Source organism: Agarivorans sp. TSD2052, from assembly GCF_023238625.1.
Lineage (GTDB): Bacteria > Pseudomonadota > Gammaproteobacteria > Enterobacterales > Celerinatantimonadaceae > Agarivorans.
Map to the genome: position 1 here is coordinate 2,922,834 of NZ_CP096670.1, position 25,090 is coordinate 2,947,923.

Here is a 25,090-nt window from a genome sequence, read left to right on the forward strand (position 1 = left end):
CTATAAAGACTTCAGCGTGCCCTTTGGCAATACCGCTGAAACAAAGTCCTTTTTAAGTGTAACGGTAGTGTCATCACTTAGGCTTAACTGGAAGTAGTCGTTCTCTTCAGAAATCTTAATGATTTTCCCGACCAAACCACCCGTTGTTAGCACTTCATCACCTTTAGACAATGAAGACATAAGGTTTTTATGTTCTTTAACACGCTTAGATTGCGGACGGTAAATCATGAAGTAGAAGATTACCGCAAAGATAACCATCATAAAAATCAGTTCCATACCGCCACCGGCTGGTGATGCTGCGCCGCCTTCGGCATATGCTGGAGAAATAAATAAGCTCATTGTTACCCTCATTAAAAAATTTAAATTTACGAAAAAAGACACTACTGTCTTATTAAATGGAGACTGACCGAGCAAAAACAAGGTGTTGCTTGGTCAATCGGGTATTATTCCACCAACGGTGGGACATCTCGTCCCAATTTGGCGTAAAAATCTGCTACAAATTCGTCTAACTTACCAGCAGCAATAGCCTCGCGTATGGCTTCCATCACTCGCTGGTAGTAACGCAAGTTATGAATGGTATTCAAACGAGCGCCAAGGATTTCATTACACTTGTCTAAATGATGCAAGTAGGAACGAGAATAATTTTGACAGGTATAACAATCACACTCTTTATCTAGCGTATTAGTGTCTTCTCGGTGACGTGCATTGCGAATTTTAACCACACCTTCACTGGTAAAAAGATGACCATTACGTGCGTTACGGGTTGGCATTACACAATCAAACATGTCAACACCACGGCGCACACCTTCGACCAAATCTTCAGGTTTACCTACGCCCATCAGATAACGAGGTTTATCTTCTGGTACCTTGTGTGCAACATAATCAAGAATGCGATGCATATCTTCTTTAGGCTCACCCACCGCTAAACCACCGATAGCATAACCGTCAAAGCCTATTTTTGTTAAGCCTTCTAAAGATACATCGCGTAGATGTTCGTAAACACCGCCTTGAATAATACCAAATAGCGCGTTGTTGTTTTCCAGCTCATCGTGACGTTGGCGTGAGCGAGCAGCCCAACGTAAAGACATACGCATCGACTTATCCGCTTCAGCTTCTGTAGCAGGATAGGGGGTACACTCATCAAAAATCATGACGATATCCGAACCCAAATCATTTTGAATTTCCATTGATTTTTCAGGGGTTAAGAATATTTTGTCTCCATTCACTGGATTACGGAAATGCACACCTTCTTCGGTAATATCGCGAATATCACCTAAGCTGAAAACCTGAAAACCGCCAGAGTCGGTTAAAATTGGACCCTGCCAGTTCATAAAATCGTGCAAATCGCCATGCGCCTTCATCACCTCTTGACCAGGGCGCAGCCACAAGTGGAAGGTATTGCCTAGTAATATTTCAGCGCCCGTGGCGCTCACTTCTTCCGGCGTCATGCCTTTTACGGTACCGTAAGTGCCTACTGGCATAAACGCCGGCGTTTCTACACTGCCGCGCTCAAACACCAAACGGCCACGTCGAGCCTTGCCATCGGTTGCTAATAATTGATATTTCATGTGTCACCTCAGATCGGAAAAACAGTCCGACTGTAGTTAAGTTATGCGTCTTTACGAGTGATGAACATCGCATCACCGTAACTAAAGAAGCGGTATTGATTGTCGATAGCAGCTTGATAAGCGCCAGTAACATTGTCTTTGCCGGCAAATGCCGACACCAACATAATAAGGGTTGACTCTGGTAAGTGAAAATTGGTCACCATTGCGTCAACTAATTCAAACTGATACCCAGGATAGATAAAAATATCGGTTTCAGCGGCATACGCTTGTAGTGCTTGGCCTTTAGCTTTGGCATCTTTTGCCGCACTTTCTAACGAGCGAACCGAGGTGGTACCCACCGCAATCACACGGCCACCAGCAGCCTTGGCTTTCGCTATTTTAGACACGACCTCTTGGCTGACTTCGGCATATTCAGAGTGCATAACATGCTCGTCGACTGAATCCACTTTAACAGGTTGAAAAGTGCCCGCCCCCACATGCAAAGTAACAAATGCCGTATCGGCACCCTTGTCTTGAATCTGCTGCATCAAGGCATCGTCAAAATGCAAACCAGCAGTAGGCGCCGCCACAGCACCTGGCCTTTCGTTATACACAGTTTGATAGCGCTCTTTATCCGCATCTTCGTCAGGGCGGTCAATATATGGGGGCAGCGGCATGTGTCCATAGGCTTCAAGCAGCTCTAAGACTGTGCGGCTGTCGTCAAAGCGTAATTCGAACAGTGCATCATGACGCGCCAGCATGGTTGCATCAAAAGCATCAGCTAAGCGCAACTCTGTACCGGGCTTAGGTGATTTAGAACAGCGAACATGAGCTAAAACTCGATGGTCGTCTAATACTCGTTCAATCAACACTTCCAGCTTACCGCCAGTGACTTTTTGGCCAAACAAGCGTGCAGGAATAACTCGAGTATTATTAAATACCAGTAAATCGTTTGGTTTAATATGCTCAAGCAAATCGGGGAATTGCTGATGTTTAAGCTCTCCAGAATTACCATTCAAATACAGTAAACGGCTATCCCGGCGCTGCTGTTTTGGATATCGAGCAATCAGCTCATCAGGAAGAATAAAAGAAAAATCGGCAACACGCATGGGACTAATAACTCTGTGGGATTTTGATTTATTTACAAGCCGGCAATTTTAGAGATTGCGTCCAGTAATAGCAAGGATTAGCGCCGCAAATGCACGTTTGATAGCTTTCTACGCGACAATAGCAATGGCAAGCCTATCAGTATCAACCAAAAACTAGCTCCACCACCAGAAGCCGGCGGCTCAGCTTGGGTACATTCAAGACGACTATCCCCCGCCAAACTGGCAGTATCAGTAATCCAAAGACACACTTTACCAATATCGGTATAAACACCGGGCTTATTTTTACAAGCAATCGATCCCCAACTCACCAAGCCTAGTAAACGAACACCGTTTGGCTCATTAATAATTACCGGGCCGCCACTATCTCCAGAGCAAGCATCTTGATTGGTGCCATAGGCACAAAACATACGCTCAGTGACCGTAGAGCTTGGCCAAGCTTCGGCGCATTTTTCAGCGTCATACAAGCGCAAAGCGCCTTGTTGCAGAACCTCAGGGTATACAGAATTTAGCGGATCGGTATTAATACGGCCAAAACCGAGCAGCGACATTAATCCTCCAATATTAACCGCATCCTTCACTTGATTGGCATTAAGTACTGGCGCGCTAATGGGTTGAGCAGAAGCTAAACGTAACAAACTCACATCATAATCGTAAGCAGCGCCAAAACTGCTGGGGCTAACATATAGCGGATGTTGGTAAATCTCACTCACCGAAATAGCTCTTGAATGGCTACTTGTTACCCGTTGTTGAACACCTAGCACCACACTCACTTGGGACGGGTCGATGTATTTGTCTTCACTATCAGTTTGATAGGTACAATGTGCAGCGGTGAGCACCCAATTATCAGCGATTTGTACCCCGCCGCATCGAGAATGGCCAACAAAGACCTGGGCCATCCAAGGGTAATTCTCGGCAGCATCATCTCCGCCGACCACCCGCGGGCTAACCGACAAGTCTGTTTGGGCATGGGTAAAATATGACACTACTAAGGCTAAGCCTACAAAAAACTGTTTTATCGCCATGATACTTAGGTACTCAGATCTAACTCAGGATCGCGTAAACGCACCGGCTCAGGGTCACCCAAAAAATGCGGTTGAGCGTTGAGAACATGTAAATCAATCAGGGCTTTAGCCCGAGCCAGCACTTCGCGTAACCGCACTCGCCAATGAAACTCAGATGGGGCATCATCAACCACATAACCATAGGCTTCAATGCCATATTGATTCGCGATATATAAAGCCCGTTCTACGTGAAACTGTTGAGAAACAATCACTAAAGCTTGCTGCCCAAACACCGCTTTTGCGCGAACCACCGAGTCAAAGGTTCTAAAGCCTGCATAATCTAAAGCAATATGCTCACGAGGTACGTTCAAACGTAATACATCGTTTAACATAGTAATGGGTTCATTATAGTATCGTGTGGCGTTATCACCACTGAGTATTAGCCCGTTTACCTTACCCGTGTGATAAAGCTTTGCTGCCGCTTCAACCCGAAATTGGTAATAGGCATTAAGACGTTTACCTACATATTTGCTGGTACCCAGTACCAATGCAACCGGTTGTGCGGGCACGCGGTCCATATCTCGATACCATTGGCCAGAGACTTGCTGAGAGATGTAACGGTCGATGGCCACGAGGCAAAGCACCACGACGATAACCATCAGCAACACTACGCTAAGGAATCGTTTCAATGCTTAACCTCCGTCCAATTACCCCTAATGGCCCATGCTAGCATAGCCACCTATCGCAACCAAATTAGCAATAGCGAACACACTAAACAAGTGAAATTAAAACGCTTTATCCATGCTGGCTGCATTTCGTAAAATTATGTAAAGTCGATTTACAATACCCACTAAACTATTACATTTATCCGCATAAAAATTAATGGTATTGCGTAATGATTATAAAAAACAATGAAACCCAATTTGGTTTAGTGAGTAAACTGATTCACTGGTTGATGGCTGGGCTATTTATTGCCTTAATCGCTATCGCTTTATATATGGATTACCTTCCTAGAAGCCCTGAGAAATTCGAATTTTTTGCCCTGCACAAAGCGTTAGGTGTCCTCGCCTTAGTGTCGGTTTTCGCCCGAATTGTTTGGCACAGAGTAAGTCAGGTTCCAGCGCCGATAGCCGAAGGCTTTAAGCTTAAATTAGCTCACCTAGGTCACATTGCTTTGTACCTGCTGATGCTAGTAATGCCAATATCAGGTGCTTTAATGTCTGTGTCTGGCGGGCATGACATTAACTTTTTTGATTGGTTTGTTATTTCTGGCTTCAGCGAAAAAAGTGAAGGTTTAAATGAAATAACCGGCCTGATCCACCACTATGGCAGTAAGGCGCTTTACGTTGTTCTGGTTGGGCATATTGCTGCAGCCCTTTACCATCACTTCATAGTGAAAGACGATACCTTAAAACGAATCACCTCAAAATAGCATCTACGCGAGCTAATGGTTATAAGGCCAGCCGTTTACTGGCCTTTTTATAAAAGACCCGCCAGCCACTCCAGCTCGGCAATTCCCAGCGCTTTGGCCCGCCTTTTCTTGTCCCCGAATGATAGTGAACAATCACTTGCTTAGAACGCCCAAGATATTCAACATCCAGTTTTAATTCGGCTAACACTAAATGCTGCGGAAAACGCTGCTGAAAATCGTCTCGCTGCCATTCAGGTATCCCTGAAAAATGCATATCACTAGGCTCTATTAGGGTTAAATCTTCAGCATTTTCAACCCCAAGCTCACATAGATGTTCACAGACCCAAGTCAAGGCTTCAACGGGTTCCCCCTCACCGCCCCCATGTTTTTCACCAAGGCTAGTCCATAGGTTCCAAGCATCTATGTCTTGCTGCAGAGTTAATTGCTTAAACCTCGCTTGCCTATTTGCCAGTAAGCGCATTGCTAAACCACGCCGGTACTGCTCAGGGTTAGCCGCCAACAATTCAGTGCCAATCACTCTACCAGCGTATACGCGCTGCATAGGCTGCTCGCCCTGATGATCAATATTTCCGGCAGGGGCAAGTTCGCCAAATTTGTGATCTACCAGCTGCTGATTGGTCACCGGCGCTAAGCACAAACCAATATTGATCAGTTGCTTAATTCCGCGTCCGGGCATGCTAAATACATCAAAAGCTATCGCAGCAACTTGCTCATCAGCCAACAGCGTATCTCGACCAAGTTGTAATTCGGCAATACCGTTCCCCATAGCGTCTGTGCGTTTTTCTCGGCGTAGATACACTAACTCTTTAGCCCCGCTCAAGATCGCCGAAATGAGTGCATTACGATTATAGGGTGTGGCTTCAAACAGATCAGTCAAGGCCATCACGCTGCGCAGTTGCTCGGCTAGCTCTTGAGCTTGCACCAAGGCCTCTTGATTAATACTTAGCTCTTCGGGCCAAGCTCTGCCCCGCACTAAATCTAACAACATGCTCATATCGCAGTGCTGCGGTTGCCATTGATTAAGGCGCTTTAAAGCATGCTCCGATTTTGGCCGTTGAAAAATCGCCTTATTAATACTTAAAGCGGCAGCAAGATCTAACATGGCTTCTCGTTCTGCGGCCTCTGGCATCAAATTAACGAGATGAGCAAAATAGCTATCAATGGGCAAAGTAAGTAGCCGCTTACCGTGATCAGATAAACGATCTGGGCTGGCCAAAGCTTGCATGCTAGTTAAACGCTCTGTCGCTATTGCCAATGATTTTTCAGGCAGCCGCTCTAAAAAAGACAGCTGCGCCAACGCGCACTGACAACTGGCGGCAAATAACATTGGCTCTAGTAATTCTTCACGCTGCATCTGTGGCGGGGTTACCGCCTCTAAGGGCGCAAACTCTCCCCATAGACGATAACAATGCCCCGCTCTAACCCGACCCGCACGCCCACGCCGTTGCTCTGCACTGGCGCGTGAAATGCGCTCTAAACTTAATACAGTACGGCCAGCACGTTGTTTAGTGCGCCGCTCTAGGCCGGAATCGATCACACTACTAATACCTGGAATGGTTAAGCTGGTTTCAGCCACGTTGGTCGCCAAAATTACCCGCCGTTTAGCATGCTTGGTCGAGTCATCCAAGATATAACGGCGCTGCTCAGCACTAATAGTGGCGTGTAACGCTAATACTTCAGCGTCTACATGTTCCAAACTGGCTTGGCAGCGTTGAATTTCTCCTCGCCCCGGTAAGAAGACCAAGATATCGCCATCATCTTTAGCCATGGCTTTATTGACCGCGCTTTGCACCGCATCGCAAATGCGCTGTATATCGGGGAGATGATGGGACTCTCGCGCTTCATAACTTAGGCTCACAGGGTACTCACGTCCTGCCGCTTTAAGCGGCTGAGCGGCTAAGTATTCACATAACTTAGTCCCTTCTAAGGTGGCTGAAGTAACCACCACTCTAATCGTGGTTTGTTTCACTAAAGCCAATAATAAGTCTGAATCCCAGCGACGCTCATGAAATTCATCAATGATAATCACCGCGTATTCACTCAGTTGGTTTTCAGCTAACCAGCGTAAAGCAATACCTGGCGTAACAAAGGCAATGTTGGTGTTATCCCTTACCGTAGAGTGAAAACGGATTGAATAGCCCACGCGGTAGGGTTCGCCCACAAGATTAACTTGCTCGGCCACATAACTGGCCAACGCCTCACAAGCTATACGCCTAGGCTGCACCACCAGCACTTTTCCTAAGCCAGCAGCCCAGCGCGGTAAACGCGTCGATTTACCCGACCCAGTAGCGGCTTCAACCACGAGGTGAGTGCGTGCCAACTTTTCAACAAAGTCGGCCTGAATAGCATCGATGGGTAAAGGATTTAAGCGCGCAGCGGTCACATGACTTCCCAAAAAAATTCACTAAGTTATTTCACTGGCGAGATATTACCGCCCTACGCACCAAGCTACCAGCAAGGAGTGCTTTCGCTCACGTAAATTTGCAAATTTGTTCTTGCTTAGCATAAGCTAAGGCCCTATTCGCAAACGTTGTTTAACGGAATTTATATGAAATTTTCAAAACTCGGAAGTAGTAATTTGTCGGTGTCACGGGTGTGCTTAGGCAGCATGACGTGGGGCCTACAAAACAACCAAAGCGATGCTAATCAACAAATTGACTATGCCCTTAGCCAAGGGGTTAACTTTATTGATACCGCAGAAATGTATGCCGTGCCGCCTTCAGCAGAAACCTACGGTAAAACTGAAAGCATTATTGGTAACTGGCTAGCGGCCAATAAACAACAGCGTAAAGACGTAATACTCGCCACCAAAATTGCCGGTGCTGGTTTACCATGGGTACGTAATGGTGGGCCAATTAATGGCGATGCGATTGTTGCAGCGGTTGATGCTTCACTACAAAGATTACAAACAGACTATATCGATTTATATCAGCTCCACTGGCCAAATCGGCCAACGCCACATTTTGGCAAACATTGGCCAAACCAAATACAGCCAACTGAATTAGATGCCGCCGATCATCAAGCGCAAATGTTAGATATTTTGCAAGGCTTACAGCGCTGTGTTGAAGCAGGAAAAATTCGCCACTGCGGTTTGTCCGACGACACCACTTGGGGAATTAGCACTTATTTAAAATTGAGTGAACAACATAATTTGCCGCGCATGGTGTCGATACAAAATGAATTTAGTTTACTGCATGCTAAAGACTGGTCATATTTAATTGAGCACTGCGTACAGGAAAACATCGCCTACCTGCCATGGTCTCCCTTGGCCAGTGGCATGTTAAGTGGAAAATACGCCAATGGCGCGATTCCGGCTGGCAGCCGTTGGACCTTTATGCAACGTAACGGCATTTTTCGCGATACCAAACTAGCCCATGAAGCGGTGGCAGGCTACGCCGAAATTGCAGCTCAGTACGGTTATACTCCCGCGCAACTGGCACTAGCATGGTGTGACCAAGTCAACGGGGTAAGCTCTACCATTATTGGCGCGACATCTATGTCTCAACTGGAAGAAGATATCGCGGCGTTTGCCAAGCCTCTGAGCAGCCGAGCCTTAGCTGATATTGCCGAAGTCTTTAAACGTTACCCGGCACCTTATTAAATAGCCTGTCATTAAATAGCGCCTTACTTGAGGGGCTTTTTATTACCAGAACAGCTAACTAAGCAAGCCTAAACATATACAAAAGCCACCTACCAGGTGGCTTATTATTAAGACAACTGTTGTTGTAGCTTTTCGGCCAAGCGCCCCATGTTTTTAGTCATACCGTAAAGCAACCAGCCATGCCACGGCGCAAAGAAATACCAATAGACTAAACCCCAAAAACCTGCCGGATGCCAGTAAAGCGCGACTTCTAACTTGCTGTTGTTTTCATTTATCGGCTCAATGCTAATTTGCATACCTCCACCGCCAGGGGCCTTCATGCCAAAACGCATCACCAAACAATCGTTTTCTTCGGCACTCAAAATGGTCCACGAATCGACCCGGTCACCGACTTTTAACGCTTCGTCGTCACTTCTGCCATGATTGCGCCCGCTACCGCCAAGGGCAAAGTCCATCCACTCGCGCATTGCCCATAGGCTATTTAAATAAAAGTATCGATGTTTGCCACCCAATAAGTTAATCACTTGCCAAATGGCTGCTGGAGAAGCTGCTACCGTCACGGTTCTCTTGGCGGCCTTGACATAAAAGCCATGCAGGGAAGAAAAGTTACGAAAGGTAGGTACGCCATCTTGCCAGCGCTTAGGGTAAGTCTGCACTTGCTCTTCTGTTAGCAGCATTTCTATAGCTTGGTCGAGGCCAATTAATGACTGGGGGATCAATGCTCGTAATTCATCAGGCTTAGCTTGCAATTGTTCTGCTAACCCGGCGATTAGCGCTTTAGCCAAACTTTGAGGCACCGAAGTAATCACCCCTAGCACCTGGCAGGCTAAACCAATTGGCAAGCCGGGTAACACTATAATTTTTATCGACTTGTTTAAATGTTTAGCAATTTTGAGCATCAAATCTTTATAACTTAACCACTCTGGCCCAGCCGCATCTAACACCATACCGGCGGTTTCGGGCATATCGGCTAGTTTGACCAAATAGTAAAGCACGTTAACTAGAGCAATTGGCGGCGCTTGGGTATCGATTGCCTTGGGGACTAAAGCCAGCGGCATGTGGCCGACTAAATCGCGCATCACTTCAAAGGCAGCCGAGCCCGGTGCGATAATAATTCCAGCGCGTAATTCAGTGACTGCTACACCGCTGGCAGCTAGGGCTTCACCGGTCGCAATACGCGCTAGCATGTGCTCAGACTTAGGCTGAGCCGACACTAAGCTGCCCATATAAATAATCCGAGAAACGCCTGCTTCACTGGCCGCATTAGCCAAATTTTTCGCCGCTACAGCCTCTAATTCACTATGAGCTTGTCCATCACTCATGCCATGCATTAAGTAATACACCAGTTCAATACCGACCAAGGCGTCAGGTAATGACTTTGCGTCCAATAAATCTAAAGTGAAACGAGGGCAAGCTAGCTCTGGCCAAGGTACTTGTTTTTGCGGGTCGCGAGAAGAAACATTAACCTCATGGCCTGCCTCAACCAAGGCGGGTACTAACTTTCGACCAATGGTACCCAAAGCGCCAATCACTAATATTCGCATCGCGATCCTTCCCTTTCATTTGAATAACGCTAAATCGTCTTCTCTAGAGTAGACGATTTTGGCTACGCCGCGTGACTAAGTAACTAAATGAATAAGCGTTTAAAAACGATTCGCCACTAATTACTTAAGGGAAAGACAATACCGTTTCTGTTGATTGGCGAAACTTGCCTGGTGACACCCCCATTACCTGCTTAAATTTGGCACAAAAATAGGCGCTATCTGAAAACTCACACGCATAGGCAATTTGCGTAATACTCTGTTTACTGTCACTGAGCATTGCCACCGCCGTATTGATCTTGCGTTTAAGAATGTAATCTTTGTAGTTTTGGTCAAATAAAGACTTAAATACCCGAGAGAAATGATACTTAGACATACCGCATATATCCGCAGCCTGCTGCAAGCTTAAATTAAGGGTTTGCTGGTTCTCTAAGTGATGTAACAAAGGAACTATTTTAGACAAACCCTTGTTTTCTCGAAGCGCTACCGAAGCTTGCTCTGAGTTAAATAGCGCGCCTTGTCGCTGATGAGCCAAAAACAAGAAAATGGTTCGTAATAAACTGTAAGCTAGGTTTCGCCCTTCGCTGTCTTCATCAACACTTTGTAACCATGCAAATTGGCTATGCAAAAAACTGGCTTGTTGCTCGTTTAATTGAATCACCAAGGCTTGTTCTAATTGCGAGCTAATATCTAGCAGTTTGAGCTCACTAAACAAATAGTGTTCAAACTGCAGCAAACTAAACTCGCGTTCAACCCCTTCCATTTCCATTTCATGCATGCCCAACGAAGGAATAAATACCAAGGCATTGTCACTTAATTCTACGGTCTGCCCATTTATTCCTACCTGCCCTGCTATTTTCTTAAACAGCATAATTTCACCCAACATATGGAAATGAGTAGGAATAACTAACTTAGGCTCTTCAATGATATGAAAACGCCTAAGGTAGTAAGGCTTACCTTGCGGAAGATGGATGTTTTCAAAACTGAGAGCGTGCGCGGCCATAATAGCAATAATTTAATATAAAACAGTCTAAACATTACATATTAGCCGGCATTAAAGCAATAAATTAACAGCACTAACTTCAGGAGTGATTATGGCGACTATAACTAACCCTATTCTTACAGGCTTTAGACCTGATCCATCTATTATCCGCGTTGGCGATGACTACTATATCGCGACCTCAACCTTTGAATGGTTTCCTGGCATTATGATTCACCATTCAAAAGACATGGTTAACTGGAAAATCATTGGCCATGTTCTTAACACCGTAGAGCATCTTGATATGCGCGGTATGGATAACTCTGAAGGCGTATATGCGCCGGCACTAAGCTACGCCGATGGCAAGTTTTGGTGTTGCTTCTCTAATGTTCACTCTTGCCGAGGCGGTACGTGGATGTCTACCCCTGCGTATGTGGTCAGCGCTGAAGACATCAAAGGCCCGTGGAGCAAACCGGTTTCAATTGGCAATTACGGCTTTGATCCCTCGTTATTTCATGACGACGATGGCAAAAAATATATGCTAAATATGGTGTGGGATGGCCGTAAAAATACTGATTTCTTTGGGGGTATTATTTTACAAGAGTTTGACCCAGAGAAAGGTCAGTTAGTAGGTGATGACAAAATTATTTTTGAAGGCACTAAGCTGGGCTGTACCGAGGGCCCACAAATTCTAAAAAAAGACGGTTGGTACTACCTAATTACCGCAGAAGGCGGAACGTCTTACGACCATGCAGTGACCGTTTGTCGAGCCAAAAATGTGTGGGGACCGTACGAGGTTCACCCACATAACCCTATTCTTACGTCTCGCCATCAAGATGATGCCGAATTACAACGTGCGGGCCATGGCTTCTTAGTTGAAACCCAAAACAATGAGTGGTTCCTATCGCACTTATGCGGCCGCCCCATTGCCGATCCCGACAATCAAGCGAATACTCTAAAATACGGCCAAGGTCGCTGTACCTTAGGGCGTGAAACAGCATTACAAAATGTAGAGTGGCGTGACAACTGGCCATATGTGGTGGGGGGGACCACACCTCGCATTGAAATTCAGGCGCCTAAATTAGCCGCTCACCCTTGGGCTGAAGAAGCCAGTCGAGATGATTTTGAGCATGCCAAGCTGGCAGATAAATACCAGTCATTAAAAGACCCCTTTGACGAATCGTGGTTCTCTTTAACTCAGCGTCCAGGTTATGCGCGCTTGGTTGGCCGAGATTACCTATACTCTCGCTACAATCAAAGCCTATTAGCCCAGCGTTTAACCGCATTTAATTGCATCAGCGAAACCGCAGTAGAATTTGAGCCCAAATCGCCAAGACAAATGGCCGGTTTAGTGGCCTACTATTCGCGTGGCGGTCATTACTTCTTAAAAAGCTCGGCCAACGATGCGGGCCAACAAACCGTGCAACTAGTGGGTGATATCAACGATGAATATCAAGAATACACCGACGAAATACTCGTTGGCACTTGCCAGCGCATTTATATGCGCCTAGAACTGGACACGCAATGGTATCAATTCAGCTACTCATTAGATGGTAGCAACTGGCAAAAAATTGGCCCTACCCTTAACGCGACCTTTTTATCTGATGAAGGCAGCGGTGACATCTTTCGTTTCACCGGTAGTTTGCTAGGTTTATTTGCCTGCGACTTAACTGGCAAGCATATTCCCGCTGATTTTGACTACTTTGAATACAAAGTTCTAGATTGACGCAAGCTGGTTAGCAACAAAAGCAGCGCACTGGCCAAGCTACTTGGCTAGTGCGATCTAACTCTTACTTTTTCTCTTCCACATCAATTTTGAATCTCTAAATTGATTTAAATCAGTATCTTGCTAGCAATAGAACGCCACACTCACTGCATTATTTTTAACCATTTAGCAGCAAAATATGACTTCAAAAATCCGTTTGTTACTCGCACCATCTTGCTTTTGCTTTCTGCTAAGTGCTGCTCACTTCTACCATGCCCAACAACACATCTACGTTAGCCTTTGTATCATGGGCTTTTTTAGCGTACTTATTCGCCATCCAATGTGCTTACGTTTCAACCAATTAGCTATGCTACTGCTCACTGCTGAATGGATAAACACGCTGGCCGAGATATATGTGCTGCGTAGCGCTTATGACCAACCATGGATGCGCATGGCAGTGATTCTTGGTCTCGTCGCGCTATTCCACTTTATTAGCGCTCTGTTATTTCAACACCACCGAATTCGCCGCTACTTTGGTTACCCAAGACAATACTTGTTTCGTTAAAAACGCTGGCTTCATGCTCGACAATACTCGCCATAGAGTTAAGCAACAGCCTCAGCTATAATCGGCCTCTTTTTATGCAGGCATCTATTCTAGTGAATCGTTTTTTATCTCTTTATGCCGAGCGAAAAGCCGCTGCAACGACCACATTTAAAGGCAGAGGCGCGCGCCGAGTCCGTTGCGAAACATGCCAAATGCCACAACAGCATTGTTTCTGCGACCAAGCTATTCTGCAAACCAGTCACTGTGGTTTTGCCTTATTAATGCACAATATGGAAGTGTTGCGCCCAAGCAATACGGGCCGTTTTATCGCCGACATCATTCCTGATACCCATGCATTTATTTGGCAACGAACCGAACCTTGCCAAGCCTTACTAAACTTATGTCACCAACAACAATGGCAGCCTTACGTGGTTTTCCCTGCCCATTTCAGTGAGCCGCAGCGTGTTCATCATGACATTGCCCCCCCGCAAGGCCAAAAACCCTTGTTTATTATGCTGGATGGCAGCTGGCGAGAAGCGCGAAAAATGTTCCATCAAAGCCCTTGGTTAGATCAATTTCCGGTGATCTCGATTAACCCCGAGCAAGCTTCACGTTATGGCTTGCGCTCTAGCCCGGTAAAAGGACAGTGGGCCACAGCCGAGGTGGCGGCTCAGCTTTTAGCGATGAACGGTGAACACAATAATGCCAAACTGTTAGAACAGCGCTTTAAGTCTTTTACTCAACAAACTCTCGCAGGAAGAAATCATCAGTAGGCTTTTTCACCAGTTATATGCCATTTACCCGACATTTTAGCTAACACTTTCGTGAGTTAGCTCACGCCGTTGAAAACGTTATCAAGCAAAAGCCATTTTGCTATTATTTGAGACTATGCCAAATACGTAAGTTGTTGTTATGATGTTTCCCGCTTGATAAGACAGGGCATAATTTATACAAATTATGAAGCTCTGCAAAGGCAAGCAAACTAAAAAATAGAGTATTATTTCAATTGTTCAGGAGACACAATGTCTAAAAGCACTGGTACCGTTAAGTGGTTTAACGAAAAGAAAGGGTTCGGTTTTATTTCTCAAGAGTCTGGCGCAGATGTGTTTGTACACTTCCGTGCGATTCTTGGTGGTGGATTTAAATCACTTGAAGAAGGCCAGAAAGTAGCATTTGACGTTGAAGACGGTCAAAAAGGCCCACAAGCGGCCAACGTAGAAGTTGTATAAATAACTTCAAGAAGCATAACCATGGGATTGGTTGTGCTTCCTATCTTCCCCCCTGTTCTACGCTAAGCTAAATCCATAAAATAGATATGTTGTGGCCCCGCTGGTCCTCCTTGATACAACACTCCACTGTCTTCAAAACCGCAAGCTAAATACAAAGCCTGAGCAGCCTTATTACGGCAATTTACTGTTAATGCGAGTTGTTGCTGTTGAACATTTAATGTCGCCAAATACCGTTTTAGCTGCGCCCCTGCAGCAAAGCCATAACCTTTACCTTGATCGTTTTTCCCTACAAAAAAAGAACGCAATAAGCAGCCTGCTGAAAGCGCAAATACATCTTGATAAGGATAGTCGCTATCTATGACAAAGAACCCCACCACCGTCTGTTCGACCAACATGACATGCGCGCTTTGGCCAGCGCTTAACTCTTTTAATATTTGAGCAATGGGCTTAACAAAATGTTGTTGCTGATCGGCAACTCGCAAGGCCATTAAGGGAGATATATGCGCGTGTGACAAGGCTTGTAATCTAACTAACTCAGTCATTCAATACTTGTTCCTTAAGTGCAGCCTCGCGGCCCATCATTAAGTGTTTACGGTCTACACCCCATCGGTAACCGCCTAAGGCGCCATTGCTACGGATCACTCTATGACAAGGAATAATAAAAGCAATAGGGTTTTTAGCCACTGCACTCGCCACCGCGCGGGTTGCATTAGCAGTGCTGACTTGCTGGGCTAAGTGTTGATAAGAGCACAGCCTAGCAAAAGGTAGTTTTAATAAAGCCTGCCACACCTGCAACTGAAAATTAGTCCCCTTAAGCCATAACGACAAGGGTTTTTGTTTATCCTGATACGGAGTAAACACCCGCGTTAATAGACTTTGGCTACGCATATTATTGACCTCTAAATTGGCCTTTGGCCATGCCTTAACAAGCTCTTGCAAAGGCGTATTATCGGCATCCGCCTCACAAAAGCTCAACTGGCAAATGCCACGCTCAGTGCTGGCTACAAAAGCCCAACCAAAAGGAGTGATCCCCCAGCCATAAACAATGTTCAAGCCTTGGCCTAGGGTTTTAGCCTCGCCAGGAGTGACCGCTTCAACATTAACAAATAAATCGTAAAGGCGGCCACCACTCGATAAGCCCAAATCGTAAGCCAGCTCTATCACTGAGCTCGTCTCAGCTAACTGCTCACGCGCCTTTTGCAAAGTAAGATATTGCAAAAAACGTTTAGGCGATACACCTACCCATTGGCTAAACAAGCGCTGCATATGTGATTCACTAAAACCAACGATTTTAGCCAAATCGGCTAACTCAGGCTGTTGCTCTTGGTGATCAATCAAATAGGCCATGGCTTGGCTGATTTGTTGATACTCTCGCTGAGATTGCAAAGACCGCTGCTCCATTGTCACTCCTTATTTGCTTTGCCAGACACTTTAACTGAATACCCACTCCAGCTCGACCCGATAATGGCAAAGTAACAAAAATGGGAAACCATGGGGCAATCTAATTGGCTTGCTGCAGTTGTAGCTCTGTTTGCAGAATGATTTGCGCGACTTCACCGGATGCAATCAGCTTTTTAAGCTCCTCATCAACCAAAGGCACCAACTCTGCTCGGCTTTCGTGAATGTAGTGATATAAAGGAAAAAACGCTAAAGGGCGCGAATAACTTACTTGCTTTTCCACTCCCATACGCTGTAGGGCAACGATTCCATCAAGCTTATTAGTTAATACCAAATCGGCACGCTGTTTAAGCATAAAACCCAACGCTTTATCGGTAGAGTCTAGTTCAACAACTTTATCTGAGGTGGCGGTAAGATCTGCACTATGTTTCACCCCCCGTACAATAGCGACTTTACAGTTAGGCAGATCAGATAACGTCGCCACAGGAGCCTTCTTTGTGCTTAGATAAAACGCCGTCGACTCTAACGAATAGTAAGGTGTGGGAACTCTGATCATATTGGCGGTTTGTTCACCGTAACTCCAAACTCGCATGACTTCGCCGTCAACTAAACCGTTAACCGCCGCAGACTGCGCTCGTTTAGCTGGCAGACTAGATACCTTTAGGCTTATGCCCAGTTTGTTATATACCGTATTTAATACCGCTATTCCTACCTTCTGCTCAAACAAATGCTCTATGGCAGCGAAGTGAACCGATTCCGTCGCCTTAAGTGCACTGCTAGCGGTAAGTAAAACCACAGCCAAGCTTAGATTTTTAAACACATAACCCCTTTACAAATAAACTGCACAACCAGCTAATACCTCACTTAAATTCTAGACCAAGTAATCGATGTTAGTTTACAAAAAAATTGGCCTCTCGCCAGCAGAGACACTCCGCTAAAACCATTTAAGGCCGAGTGAACAAACGAAACGGAATTTACTAGTAAACGGCCAAAAAATGCTGCTATTTTGTTTAGCGATAAGCGCTATAATACTGGCAAAATGCAGTATAAGGTTCGGTAACGTGTTTAAACCCAAAGCGGCCAGTTGGATTAGTTTATATTTCTCAGGCTTATTTTTTGCCTGGGGCATATTTTTGCCTTTTTGGGCGCTCTGGTTAGAAAGCGAAGGTTTAGACCCGAGTCAAATAGGCCTATTGCTAGGTTTTGGCATGTTAGCCCGTTTTCTGGGTAATGTGTTGCTCATGCCACGAATAAAATCAGCGAAACACTTGCTACCAGGGATCCGCTGGGTGAGTTTTGCCAGCATCTTAGTGGTTGCCAGCCTATGCTGGTTAAATGGTTACTTTTGGTTAACCCTTCTTACTCTGGCCGCTAACTTCTTTATTGCAACGCTGATCCCCTTGGGTGATGCCGTAGCCACCAAATGGGTTAGCCAGTTACAACTCGACTACGGTCGCGTACGGGTATTCGGCTCTATCGCCTTCATTGTTTCTTCAACCTTATTGGGCATTGGCCTTACTTATTTTTCTCACTCTCTTATTCTTTACGCCACCTTAGGGTCATTGGTGCTTATGTGGGGCTTAAGTTTATTAACGCCTGCGGCACCACTGGTCGATGAAGAACACGACGGCGAGCCGGTAAACAACCGTTTATGGGCCGTGCTAAAACAAAAACACGCGCTAAAATTTATCGCGGTAACGGCGTTAATCCAAGGCTCTCACGCCGCCTATTACGCCTATAGCACCCTGTATTGGAAAAGCATTGGCTATGCCGAATCTACCATTGGCTATTTGTGGTCAATTGGTGTTGCACTAGAAATGGCGATTCTTATTTTTGGTAGCAAGTGGTTTAAAAGCTGGAATGCCAACCAGATGTTTTTACTGGCTGCAGTGGGGGGCGTAATCCGTTGGGGTGTATTTGGTAGCACCGAGTTTTTATCATTAATGATGCTGTCGCAAGGATTACATGCGCTAACCTTTGCGCTAACTCAACTCGCCGCGATTAAATACATCGCCAGCGAAGCGCCAAAATCACAAGCTATTCCCTTGCAGGCTTTGTATTCTGCCATCGCCTTAAACATGGGCACCGCTTTGCTTACCTTTATCAGCAGTGCCTTATATGAACCATTAGGTGCTGGTATTTTCTTAATGATGGCCAGTTTATCAGCCTTAGCAATTCCGTTGCTACTTATCAATGGTCGAGCCGCCAAGCGCAGTACTTAAGGCAGCGTTTAAGGCAGCAATTGCTATATTAGCGGTATTACTCAGGGAAACTTGGTCGGTCTGCACTTCCCTCTCGCTGCTTGGTTTGCCAATGAGGTGCTATCCAAGTGGCTGAATGTGATGGCGCAAGGGGGGCAATTCCCAAAATGGCATCGGCGGCCTTTTCGGCGACCATAATAGTTGGCGCATTAAGATTTCCATTTGGAATAGTGGGAAATATTGATGAGTCCACAACACGCAGAGCACGGATCCCATAAACCTGACAGTGGCTGTTAACTACAGCCATGGGGTCGTTATCAGCCCCCATTTTACAGCTACAAGATGGGTGGTAGGCGCTTTCTACATTTTGCCTAACCCATCGGTCGATCTCTTCATCACTGTTAACATCAACACCAGGTTGAATTTCTTTCCCTCGGTAGCTATCCATAGCGGCTTGAGCCAATATTTCTCGAGTTAAACGAATACAATCACGCCAGTCTTGTTTATCTTGCTCAGTGCTAATGTAGTTGAATTCAATATTGGGCTTTGCCTGTGGATCTGCCGACGTCACCCATATGCGGCCGCGGCTTTGTGGTTTATTTGGCCCAACATGCACCTGAAAACCATGCCCATCAAAAGCCGCTTGGCCGTCGTAACGCATGGCCGCAGGCAAAAAATGATATTGAATATTGGGCCATTTCAATCCGGCGCGCGAACGAATAAAGGCACAAGACTCAAAGTGGTTACTGGCCCCTAATCCATCTTTTCGTAGTATCCAGCGGGCTCCGATCAAGCCTTTGCTAATCAGCCCTAGTTTACTGTTAAGCGTAATCGGCTGGTGACAAGCATATTGAAAATACACCTCTAGGTGGTCTTGCAGGTTTTCCCCCACACCGGGTAAGTCATGCTCTAGCGCAATGCCAGCCTTGGCTAACACTGCTTTAGGGCCAATACCCGACAACTGCAACAGTTGTGGAGACCCCACCGAACCTGCCGTCAGCACGACTTCGCGTTCAGCGTAAATCGATTGAATACGCCCACTAATCTCTATTTCTACGCCTATCGCCTGCTTATTTTTCAACAACACTTTACGGCTTACAACACCTTGTTTAAGGGTAAGGTTTTTGCGCTTCATAGCAGCACGTAGGTAAGCGTTTGAGCTGGATGCTCGTACACCTTTGTCTACGGTCATATGCATTGGGCCAAAGCCCTCTTGTTGATAGCCATTGTAGTCATCGGTTGTGGGGTAACCCGCCTGTTGCCCCGCCTCAATAAAGGCTTGGTAAAGAGGGTTAAGTGTCATGTTATTACCGCTGCAGGTCGCAAGGGGGCCATCGCCTCCTCGGTAGGCATCTTCACCGCCTATCCACGATTCAGCGCGGCGAAAATACGGCAAGCACTCTTGATAGCTCCAGCCTGCTGCGCCATGCTCGACCCACTCATCAAAATCGCAGGCATGACCACGTACATACACCATGCCATTAATGGAAGAACTTCCCCCTAATACTCGACCTCGTGGGCAATGTAAACGGCGGCTATCGATCCCGGCTTCAGGCTGAGTCTCAAACTGCCAAGCATACTTATCACTGTTCATCGGATACGACAGCGCCGTGGGCATTTGAATAAAAATACTTCGGTCACTGCCCCCCGCTTCCAGTAGCAATACCGAGTGTTCGCCTGAGGCGCTTAAGCGGTCGGCCAATACACAGCCAGCAGAGCCTGCGCCAACGATAATGTAGTCATAAGTGGTGTTCATGTTGCGTCCTTGTTCAGCGAAGAAGCTGAAAACTCGTATATAGGCACTCGCTAAAATCTCTGATGGTTACGGTTATTCATAAGGACATTCAAGGTCACCTAGCTCAATCATCACACTCTTGTTTTGTGTGTAGTGATTCAATGTTTCAATACCGTTTTCTCGGCCAATACCCGATTGTTTATAGCCACCAACTGGCATTTCTGCTGGCGAGCCGCCCCAAGTATTTACCCAACAAATGCCCGCTTCTATTTGGGCGATAACTCGATGAGCACGCGAAAGGTTTTGGGTAAACAATCCAGCCGCTAAACCGTACTGAGTTGCGTTGGCGCGTGTAATCACCTCATCTTCATCACTAAAGCGCAGAACCGACATAACAGGGCCAAATATTTCATCCTGAACTTGCGGCATATCGTCACTACAATCTGCAAAAATAGTTGGCTGTACAAAGTAGCCTTTATCTAGCCCATTCGCTGTTGCGCGCTCGCCGCCGCACACCAGCCGCGCACCAGACGCTTTGCCTGCGTCTATAAAACTTAACACCTTTTCCATATGCTCAGCAGAGATAAGCGCGCCAATTTGGGTCGCCATATCATTCGGGTCTCCAACCTTCAATTTGCTAGTGCGGAGCGCCAGTTGTTCCAAAAACTCATCATAAATAGCGTCCTGTACAAACACCCGGGTACCGTTAGTACATACTTCACCTTGGGTATAAAAATTCGCCAACATAGCCCCCGATACCGCGTTATCTAATTTGGCATCCTCAAATACTATCAGCGGTGATTTACCGCCTAATTCCATGGTTATGTCTTTTAGCGTAGCGGCCGCATCGGCCATGACCTTCTTGCCAGTGCCAGACTCACCAGTGAAAGACACCTTAGCAATATCGGGGTGGCGAGATAGCATTTGTCCAACTCGATAATCACCTTGCACCACATTAAAAACACCATCGGGCACGCCTGCTTCGGTAAAAATTTCAGCTAGCTTTAATACCGACAACGGTGTTTCTTCTGACGGCTTAAACACCATGGCGTTACCAGCGGCCAAGGCGGGGGCTGATTTCCACATGGCAATCTGAATCGGGTAATTCCAAGCGCCAATCCCCGCGCATACACCCAACGGCTCACGCCGAGTATAAAAAAATTGTCCGTGCCCTAAATCTTGTTGTTGCCCTTGAATCGCAGCAGCCAGCCCCGCGTAGTATTCAATCACATCCGCTCCCGAAGCAATATCTACTTCAATCGCTTCTTGAATAGGCTTGCCGGTATCTTTCACCTCTAGTGCGGCCAGTTCATCATTTCGCTCTCGCAGTATGGCCACGGCGCGCATCATAATGCGCCCACGCTCTATACCACTCATCAAAGACCACACTTTAAAACCCTGTTGGGCTGACGCTACAGCACGGTCTACATCTTCTGAAGATGCCTGCCCCAGCTCGGCCAGCACTTCACCGTTTGCAGGGTTAAGGGTGATAAAGCTTTCTACTGACGAGGACTCAGTTGCTTTGCCATGGATGTAAAGAGACTTCATGTTCATCAAAATGCCTTGATAATTGGTGGAGTATGGATAGCTAAACCTTAGCTCAAGTAAGGAGCGAGTTGCTTTTCTAGATAGTCTGCGATGAGCGCTTGGGCCTTTTCAGCAGAGATCCCATCAGGGTTAAGTGCGCCTCGCAGCCAAATGCCATCAATTAACGCGGCAATGCCCTGCGCTACAAACAGCGCTTGATCAGCTGGCAACACTTGTTTGAGCTCGTAGCGCAGGTGAGACAATAAGCGCCGCTCATTAACCCGTTGCAAACGATGTAATGAGCCGTCGTGCATAGCCTGCGCCCAAAACGCCAACCATGTTTTAACCACTTTGCCTTCAACTTGATAGCCATCAAAATTGGCCGCAACAATCGCCTTTACTCGCGCAGTAACATTGTTCGGGTCAACAGCGCGAAGATGCTCTATAGACGCCGTAGATAATTGTCGCAATACAGTGCGCATGGTTTCTTCTAATAAACCATGTTTGCCACCAAAGTAATGATGAATAATCCCTGACGACACCCCGGCCTTTTTACTGATCAAGGTGACGCTCGCCCCTGACAAACCCACGTCATTTATCACCGCCATTGTGGCGTCTACCAATTGCGGGCGGCGTATTTCAGGCATTCCAACTTTAGGCATAACGGTTACTCAAATGTTTCTTAATTGAACGTTCAATTAAAAATAAATTTACACGACTCTTGAAAAAAGTCAAAACTTAGTCAATGAGCTAAAGCCTTTTAAGCCAGCCGAGTTGCCAGTAAATTGGGTTTAAACAAGACGTTTTGAGCGGGGGGAAATAGGGAGCCGATACCACTCCACTTGAGGATACATTATGAGCGATAGAGGGGAGTATAAAAATGCCCTGAAGCCAAGGGTTGCTCGGCGCTTGTTTATTTATTGATCAGATATTTTTTCATGCATAGCGATGGTGGTTACCGACTTTACCGAATCTTGAAAGTACTGTTTTTTGACAGCAAGATAAGCGGAATCATTAAAAAAGCGTTCCATCGTTTGCTTATCAGGAAACTCAATGGTGAACACACGATTTATGCTGTCATCCGTTTTTGATTTCAAGACTTCTGCAATTTTAAAATCGTAACCAAAACTGCCACCAAATGAATGAAGTATTGGCATCATATTTTTACGATATTGTTGGTATTGCTCATCATTAATAACGTCTAATCCGATGATTCTTTCAAAAGACATATTTACTCCAAAGTTCAGTGGCGGCGACGTAACTCAAGCTCTTGCGCGTAAACTTGACGCCGATGGCTTTCATTTCAGTTATGTATTACCGAGGCTTTTTACCCATTAAATGGTAAGTACACACCTTATCTAGTTTGACTAAAGCGCCTACTGAGTCAGATAACGACAGCGCCCGACGAATTACTTTGTTAGAGTTTACGCTACACAAATTACCTGACTGAACAAAGGTACCTTCAAGAGAAAAACTAAAACAAGGCCCAAAATACCTAAGAACAACGAGTCAATCAATAATGCTCCAATTCTTCTCCAAAACCGCAACAACTACATATATGCATCTTCGCCATTTTTTGTGAAGAACTAGCAAAAATAGCTAGGATGACTAGCTTACTTTTTTTCAGCTTTCACACAGGCAAATAGTACGTCAAACCAGCGTATATCTTCGGGGCCAAGAGACGCAGCTTTATGTCTGGACGGGGTCTCGTAGGTATCTTTGTATACATGATAAACTGCACGCTCAGTTAGCTCACGCCAATGTTCACCATTTAACTCGGGAATACTGCCTGATGCCATATTAGGGTCAGTCAAAGGGTCATGCTCTTCAGCGTCAGTACGTAAAGCAATCTCCAGCTCTTGAAGGATCGGATTTATCACTTTTATGGTACTAGACTCTGCGAACTGCTTTAACACTCTACGCTCTGCCTGTTTGATCTGTTTACTAAGCTGAGACTGACTAAACTTCTCGCCTACTGGCCTTAGTCCATACTTTGTGAGTAGCACTGTAGCGCTAGGGAGTAAGGCTTTAGCAGCGATACCCACTCCAACAACGGGATTGAAAATCGCAGCTAACCCCCCTACAAACAGCATGCCGTAAGTTAACTTATTATCTAGAGCATCAATATCATCAGCGAGCTTTGCTAAGGTATTGGGCACGCCACCTGACTGCTCAGTGACTAACTCGCGAGCACCATTAAGCATATGCTCGCGTAAACAACCCTCATAATAAGGGTTTGGAAAATGAAATACCCGACGCTTAGGTAAATCGTTAATCTCTGGGACCGAATCTGGAAGATAGCGCATCGTATGCAAAGAAAAACCTACTTCAGACGTCTTGAAAGGAATCACAAAATAGTGCTTCTCATCATACTTCAAATCATATTTTGAAGAACGCTCAAGAGACATCAATACCGGAAGATCACCTATGGCGCCTTTAATAAAGCCTAAACCAGAGCTAACTTCACTTGAAAGCTTACAGCTTGCTGTGTTTAAGAAGCTTTTACCTTTATCCAAATATTTATTCATAATCATTTCTTAAAGCTAACGCCCATATTTTGTGGCAAGTTTATGAGCCCAAAGCCCAATCAAAAGGCAAGACATTTGAGCTTGAATCCATTGTTTATTAGGTATTAGTCGTAATACAGAACAAAAGACTTGCTTCACTAGCTTCTGGTTTTTCTTGCCACTCTGTAAAAGCTTGCATAATAGTACTCTTGCAAAGAGTGATCGCTGATGTTTTGGGCAAAGCAGATAAATCTACCGTCCCTTGATATTTTTTTGAGTGTCCAATATTACCATTCTTATACTTCATCCATCCTTCCCACCCAAGCACCTTCGTATGACTTAACTCGTAAATACTGAGCAGCGCCATAGCGTCGGTATAGCAAACAACTAACTCATTATCTGACGCAGAACGTTGTTTAATTTCTTCTAGGTTATGCACTCTAAATCTCCAAATAGTGCGCGTAGATTTGGCGTTCAATCCAAATTTTCTAGGCGAGTTAATCCGTTTTTATGTTCACTCTTTATCAAATAACACCGTTGGAGGAAAACCTCCTGCATCATCTGCTTCATTGGTAAACGGTTTGTAACCGTCCGTCTCAAGCCTAATGAGTGTGTTGAAGGGTGTTGTCGAGATTGGGACTGCTGTCCATTGCCTAAGCCAACTAGCTGATCTGTAACTACTGTTTTGAGCGCTTTCTAAGCTGCATGTGTGTCATTGTTATTGTTACTTTTACTTGAATTGACTTTCCCCGACATCAATCAACGACCTGCACATCTGGAGAAATGACATTATTGAAGCAAGCTATCAGTGACCCAATAATATGAAAACGACAATAGGCCCCTTGATAGATATCACCTTATGACCAAAGCACTATGCAAAAAGCGTGGCCTAGCGAAACCTGTTCGTCTTCGAGCACTCTTCCTTTAACTGATTGTCTACTTTGATGTTTTATTTTAATTTTATCAATAGTCAGTGTTCAACTTTTTGTATAGCAGTTTGATAACGCAGTATGGCAAGTACAACAAGCAGCATA

At 45.6% G+C, this 25,090-nt stretch carries 24 protein-coding genes; 7 read left to right on the forward strand and 17 right to left on the reverse strand.

The window, feature by feature from the left end:
- The 5 genes from yajC to M0C34_RS13280 form a co-directional block, all read right to left on the reverse strand.
- Positions 1 to 339 (reverse strand): preprotein translocase subunit YajC, encoded by a 339-nt coding sequence (gene yajC / locus M0C34_RS13260; protein ID WP_248712161.1) that lies wholly within the window; start codon positions 337 to 339, stop codon positions 1 to 3.
- Between the two features lie 104 nt (positions 340 to 443).
- Complete coding sequence (gene tgt / locus M0C34_RS13265) at positions 444 to 1,568, reverse strand: tRNA guanosine(34) transglycosylase Tgt (protein ID WP_248712162.1); 1,125 nt, start codon at positions 1,566 to 1,568, stop codon at positions 444 to 446.
- A 41-nt stretch (positions 1,569 to 1,609) separates the two neighbouring features.
- Positions 1,610 to 2,656 carry a tRNA preQ1(34) S-adenosylmethionine ribosyltransferase-isomerase QueA gene (gene queA / locus M0C34_RS13270; RefSeq protein WP_248712163.1) on the reverse strand — a complete coding sequence of 349 codons (1,047 nt, stop codon included), beginning with the start codon at positions 2,654 to 2,656 and terminating at the stop codon, positions 1,610 to 1,612.
- A gap of 77 nt (positions 2,657 to 2,733) precedes the next feature.
- Positions 2,734 to 3,678 carry a serine protease gene (locus M0C34_RS13275; RefSeq protein ID WP_248712164.1) on the reverse strand — a complete coding sequence of 315 codons (945 nt, stop codon included), beginning with the start codon at positions 3,676 to 3,678 and terminating at the stop codon, positions 2,734 to 2,736.
- 5 nt (positions 3,679 to 3,683) lie between these two features.
- Complete coding sequence (locus tag M0C34_RS13280) at positions 3,684 to 4,346, reverse strand: SanA/YdcF family protein (RefSeq protein WP_248712165.1); 663 nt, start codon at positions 4,344 to 4,346, stop codon at positions 3,684 to 3,686.
- Positions 4,347 to 4,552: 206 nt separating this feature from the next.
- Here M0C34_RS13280 and M0C34_RS13285 point away from each other — a divergent pair, with 206 nt between their 5' ends.
- Positions 4,553 to 5,089: a cytochrome b gene (locus tag M0C34_RS13285; protein WP_248712166.1), complete on the forward strand. Its 537-nt coding sequence runs from the start codon at positions 4,553 to 4,555 to the stop codon at positions 5,087 to 5,089.
- A 19-nt stretch (positions 5,090 to 5,108) separates the two neighbouring features.
- Here the strand turns inward: M0C34_RS13285 and M0C34_RS13290 are convergent, their stop codons facing one another.
- Positions 5,109 to 7,472, reverse strand: a complete 2,364-nt coding sequence (locus M0C34_RS13290) for a helicase-related protein (RefSeq protein ID WP_248712167.1) — start codon at positions 7,470 to 7,472, stop codon at positions 5,109 to 5,111.
- A 165-nt stretch (positions 7,473 to 7,637) separates the two neighbouring features.
- Here M0C34_RS13290 and M0C34_RS13295 point away from each other — a divergent pair, with 165 nt between their 5' ends.
- Positions 7,638 to 8,690, forward strand: coding sequence for an aldo/keto reductase (locus tag M0C34_RS13295; RefSeq protein WP_248712168.1), 1,053 nt, complete (start codon positions 7,638 to 7,640; stop codon positions 8,688 to 8,690).
- Positions 8,691 to 8,797: 107 nt separating this feature from the next.
- Here M0C34_RS13295 and M0C34_RS13300 read toward each other — a convergent pair whose 3' ends face one another.
- Positions 8,798 to 10,234 carry a DUF2867 domain-containing protein gene (locus M0C34_RS13300; protein ID WP_248712169.1) on the reverse strand — a complete coding sequence of 479 codons (1,437 nt, stop codon included), beginning with the start codon at positions 10,232 to 10,234 and terminating at the stop codon, positions 8,798 to 8,800.
- A 124-nt stretch (positions 10,235 to 10,358) separates the two neighbouring features.
- Positions 10,359 to 11,234 (reverse strand): helix-turn-helix transcriptional regulator, encoded by an 876-nt coding sequence (locus tag M0C34_RS13305; RefSeq protein ID WP_248712170.1) that lies wholly within the window; start codon positions 11,232 to 11,234, stop codon positions 10,359 to 10,361.
- A 91-nt stretch (positions 11,235 to 11,325) separates the two neighbouring features.
- On the opposite strand from M0C34_RS13305, the gene M0C34_RS13310 reads away from it, so the two are divergent.
- The 4 genes from M0C34_RS13310 to M0C34_RS13325 all read left to right on the forward strand — a co-directional run bounded on the left by M0C34_RS13310 (position 11,326) and on the right by M0C34_RS13325 (position 14,688).
- Positions 11,326 to 12,936, forward strand: a complete 1,611-nt coding sequence (locus tag M0C34_RS13310) for a glycoside hydrolase family 43 protein (protein WP_248712171.1) — start codon at positions 11,326 to 11,328, stop codon at positions 12,934 to 12,936.
- A gap of 178 nt (positions 12,937 to 13,114) precedes the next feature.
- Positions 13,115 to 13,480 (forward strand): hypothetical protein, encoded by a 366-nt coding sequence (locus tag M0C34_RS13315; protein ID WP_248712172.1) that lies wholly within the window; start codon positions 13,115 to 13,117, stop codon positions 13,478 to 13,480.
- Between the two features lie 92 nt (positions 13,481 to 13,572).
- On the forward strand, positions 13,573 to 14,232 hold the full coding sequence (locus M0C34_RS13320) for a tRNA-uridine aminocarboxypropyltransferase (protein WP_248712173.1): 660 nt from the start codon (positions 13,573 to 13,575) through the stop codon (positions 14,230 to 14,232).
- A 249-nt stretch (positions 14,233 to 14,481) separates the two neighbouring features.
- Positions 14,482 to 14,688, forward strand: coding sequence for a cold-shock protein (locus M0C34_RS13325; RefSeq protein ID WP_248712174.1), 207 nt, complete (start codon positions 14,482 to 14,484; stop codon positions 14,686 to 14,688).
- 62 nt (positions 14,689 to 14,750) lie between these two features.
- On the opposite strand, the gene M0C34_RS13330 is transcribed toward M0C34_RS13325, so the two are convergent.
- The 3 genes from M0C34_RS13330 to M0C34_RS13340 all read right to left on the reverse strand — a co-directional run bounded on the left by M0C34_RS13330 (position 14,751) and on the right by M0C34_RS13340 (position 16,906).
- Positions 14,751 to 15,230 carry a GNAT family N-acetyltransferase gene (locus tag M0C34_RS13330; protein ID WP_248712175.1) on the reverse strand — a complete coding sequence of 160 codons (480 nt, stop codon included), beginning with the start codon at positions 15,228 to 15,230 and terminating at the stop codon, positions 14,751 to 14,753.
- The gene (locus M0C34_RS13335; protein ID WP_248712176.1) at positions 15,223 to 16,089 is read right to left on the reverse strand and encodes a bifunctional transcriptional activator/DNA repair enzyme AdaA; all 867 of its coding nucleotides are present in this window, start codon (positions 16,087 to 16,089) and stop codon (positions 15,223 to 15,225) included. The genes M0C34_RS13330 and M0C34_RS13335 overlap by 8 nt, the downstream gene beginning before the upstream one ends.
- A gap of 100 nt (positions 16,090 to 16,189) precedes the next feature.
- The gene (locus tag M0C34_RS13340; RefSeq protein WP_248712177.1) at positions 16,190 to 16,906 is read right to left on the reverse strand and encodes a substrate-binding periplasmic protein; all 717 of its coding nucleotides are present in this window, start codon (positions 16,904 to 16,906) and stop codon (positions 16,190 to 16,192) included.
- A 241-nt stretch (positions 16,907 to 17,147) separates the two neighbouring features.
- Here M0C34_RS13340 and M0C34_RS13345 point away from each other — a divergent pair, with 241 nt between their 5' ends.
- Complete coding sequence (locus tag M0C34_RS13345) at positions 17,148 to 18,308, forward strand: 3-phenylpropionate MFS transporter (RefSeq protein ID WP_248712178.1); 1,161 nt, start codon at positions 17,148 to 17,150, stop codon at positions 18,306 to 18,308.
- A gap of 37 nt (positions 18,309 to 18,345) precedes the next feature.
- Here the strand turns inward: M0C34_RS13345 and betA are convergent, their stop codons facing one another.
- The 6 genes from betA to M0C34_RS13375 form a co-directional block, all read right to left on the reverse strand.
- Complete coding sequence (betA, locus tag M0C34_RS13350; RefSeq protein ID WP_248712179.1) at positions 18,346 to 20,043, reverse strand: choline dehydrogenase; 1,698 nt, start codon at positions 20,041 to 20,043, stop codon at positions 18,346 to 18,348.
- 72 nt (positions 20,044 to 20,115) lie between these two features.
- Positions 20,116 to 21,570 (reverse strand): betaine-aldehyde dehydrogenase, encoded by a 1,455-nt coding sequence (betB, locus tag M0C34_RS13355; protein ID WP_371923135.1) that lies wholly within the window; start codon positions 21,568 to 21,570, stop codon positions 20,116 to 20,118.
- 47 nt (positions 21,571 to 21,617) lie between these two features.
- Positions 21,618 to 22,211: a transcriptional regulator BetI gene (betI, locus tag M0C34_RS13360; RefSeq protein ID WP_248712181.1), complete on the reverse strand. Its 594-nt coding sequence runs from the start codon at positions 22,209 to 22,211 to the stop codon at positions 21,618 to 21,620.
- 255 nt (positions 22,212 to 22,466) lie between these two features.
- Entirely contained in the window at positions 22,467 to 22,778 is a 312-nt protein-coding gene (locus tag M0C34_RS13365) for a DUF1330 domain-containing protein (RefSeq protein WP_248712182.1), read from the reverse strand.
- A 384-nt stretch (positions 22,779 to 23,162) separates the two neighbouring features.
- Entirely contained in the window at positions 23,163 to 24,077 is a 915-nt protein-coding gene (locus tag M0C34_RS13370; protein ID WP_248712183.1) for a hypothetical protein, read from the reverse strand.
- A gap of 97 nt (positions 24,078 to 24,174) precedes the next feature.
- Positions 24,175 to 24,495, reverse strand: coding sequence for a hypothetical protein (locus M0C34_RS13375; RefSeq protein ID WP_248712184.1), 321 nt, complete (start codon positions 24,493 to 24,495; stop codon positions 24,175 to 24,177).
- Positions 24,496 to 25,090 lie beyond the last annotated feature (595 nt).

Bases quoted from the DNA above. Each gene is read 5' to 3' on its own strand.
- M0C34_RS13285 (WP_248712166.1), top strand. From the start codon at position 4,553: ATGATTATAAAAAACAATGAAACCCAATTTGGTTTAGTGAGTAAACTG.
- M0C34_RS13330 (WP_248712175.1), bottom strand. From the start codon at position 15,230: ATGACTGAGTTAGTTAGATTACAAGCCTTGTCACACGCGCATATATCT.
- queA (WP_248712163.1), bottom strand. From the start codon at position 2,656: ATGCGTGTTGCCGATTTTTCTTTTATTCTTCCTGATGAGCTGATTGCT.
- yajC (WP_248712161.1), bottom strand. From the start codon at position 339: ATGAGCTTATTTATTTCTCCAGCATATGCCGAAGGCGGCGCAGCATCA.
- M0C34_RS13310 (WP_248712171.1), top strand. From the start codon at position 11,326: ATGGCGACTATAACTAACCCTATTCTTACAGGCTTTAGACCTGATCCA.
- M0C34_RS13275 (WP_248712164.1), bottom strand. From the start codon at position 3,678: ATGGCGATAAAACAGTTTTTTGTAGGCTTAGCCTTAGTAGTGTCATAT.
- tgt (WP_248712162.1), bottom strand. From the start codon at position 1,568: ATGAAATATCAATTATTAGCAACCGATGGCAAGGCTCGACGTGGCCGT.
- M0C34_RS13370 (WP_248712183.1), bottom strand. From the start codon at position 24,077: ATGAATAAATATTTGGATAAAGGTAAAAGCTTCTTAAACACAGCAAGC.
- betI (WP_248712181.1), bottom strand. From the start codon at position 22,211: ATGCCTAAAGTTGGAATGCCTGAAATACGCCGCCCGCAATTGGTAGAC.
- M0C34_RS13295 (WP_248712168.1), top strand. From the start codon at position 7,638: ATGAAATTTTCAAAACTCGGAAGTAGTAATTTGTCGGTGTCACGGGTG.
- M0C34_RS13305 (WP_248712170.1), bottom strand. From the start codon at position 11,234: ATGGCCGCGCACGCTCTCAGTTTTGAAAACATCCATCTTCCGCAAGGT.
- M0C34_RS13365 (WP_248712182.1), bottom strand. From the start codon at position 22,778: ATGTCTTTTGAAAGAATCATCGGATTAGACGTTATTAATGATGAGCAA.
- M0C34_RS13325 (WP_248712174.1), top strand. From the start codon at position 14,482: ATGTCTAAAAGCACTGGTACCGTTAAGTGGTTTAACGAAAAGAAAGGG.
- betA (WP_248712179.1), bottom strand. From the start codon at position 20,043: ATGAACACCACTTATGACTACATTATCGTTGGCGCAGGCTCTGCTGGC.
- M0C34_RS13335 (WP_248712176.1), bottom strand. From the start codon at position 16,089: ATGGAGCAGCGGTCTTTGCAATCTCAGCGAGAGTATCAACAAATCAGC.
- M0C34_RS13315 (WP_248712172.1), top strand. From the start codon at position 13,115: ATGACTTCAAAAATCCGTTTGTTACTCGCACCATCTTGCTTTTGCTTT.
- M0C34_RS13300 (WP_248712169.1), bottom strand. From the start codon at position 10,234: ATGCGAATATTAGTGATTGGCGCTTTGGGTACCATTGGTCGAAAGTTA.
- betB (WP_371923135.1), bottom strand. From the start codon at position 21,570: ATGAAGTCTCTTTACATCCATGGCAAAGCAACTGAGTCCTCGTCAGTA.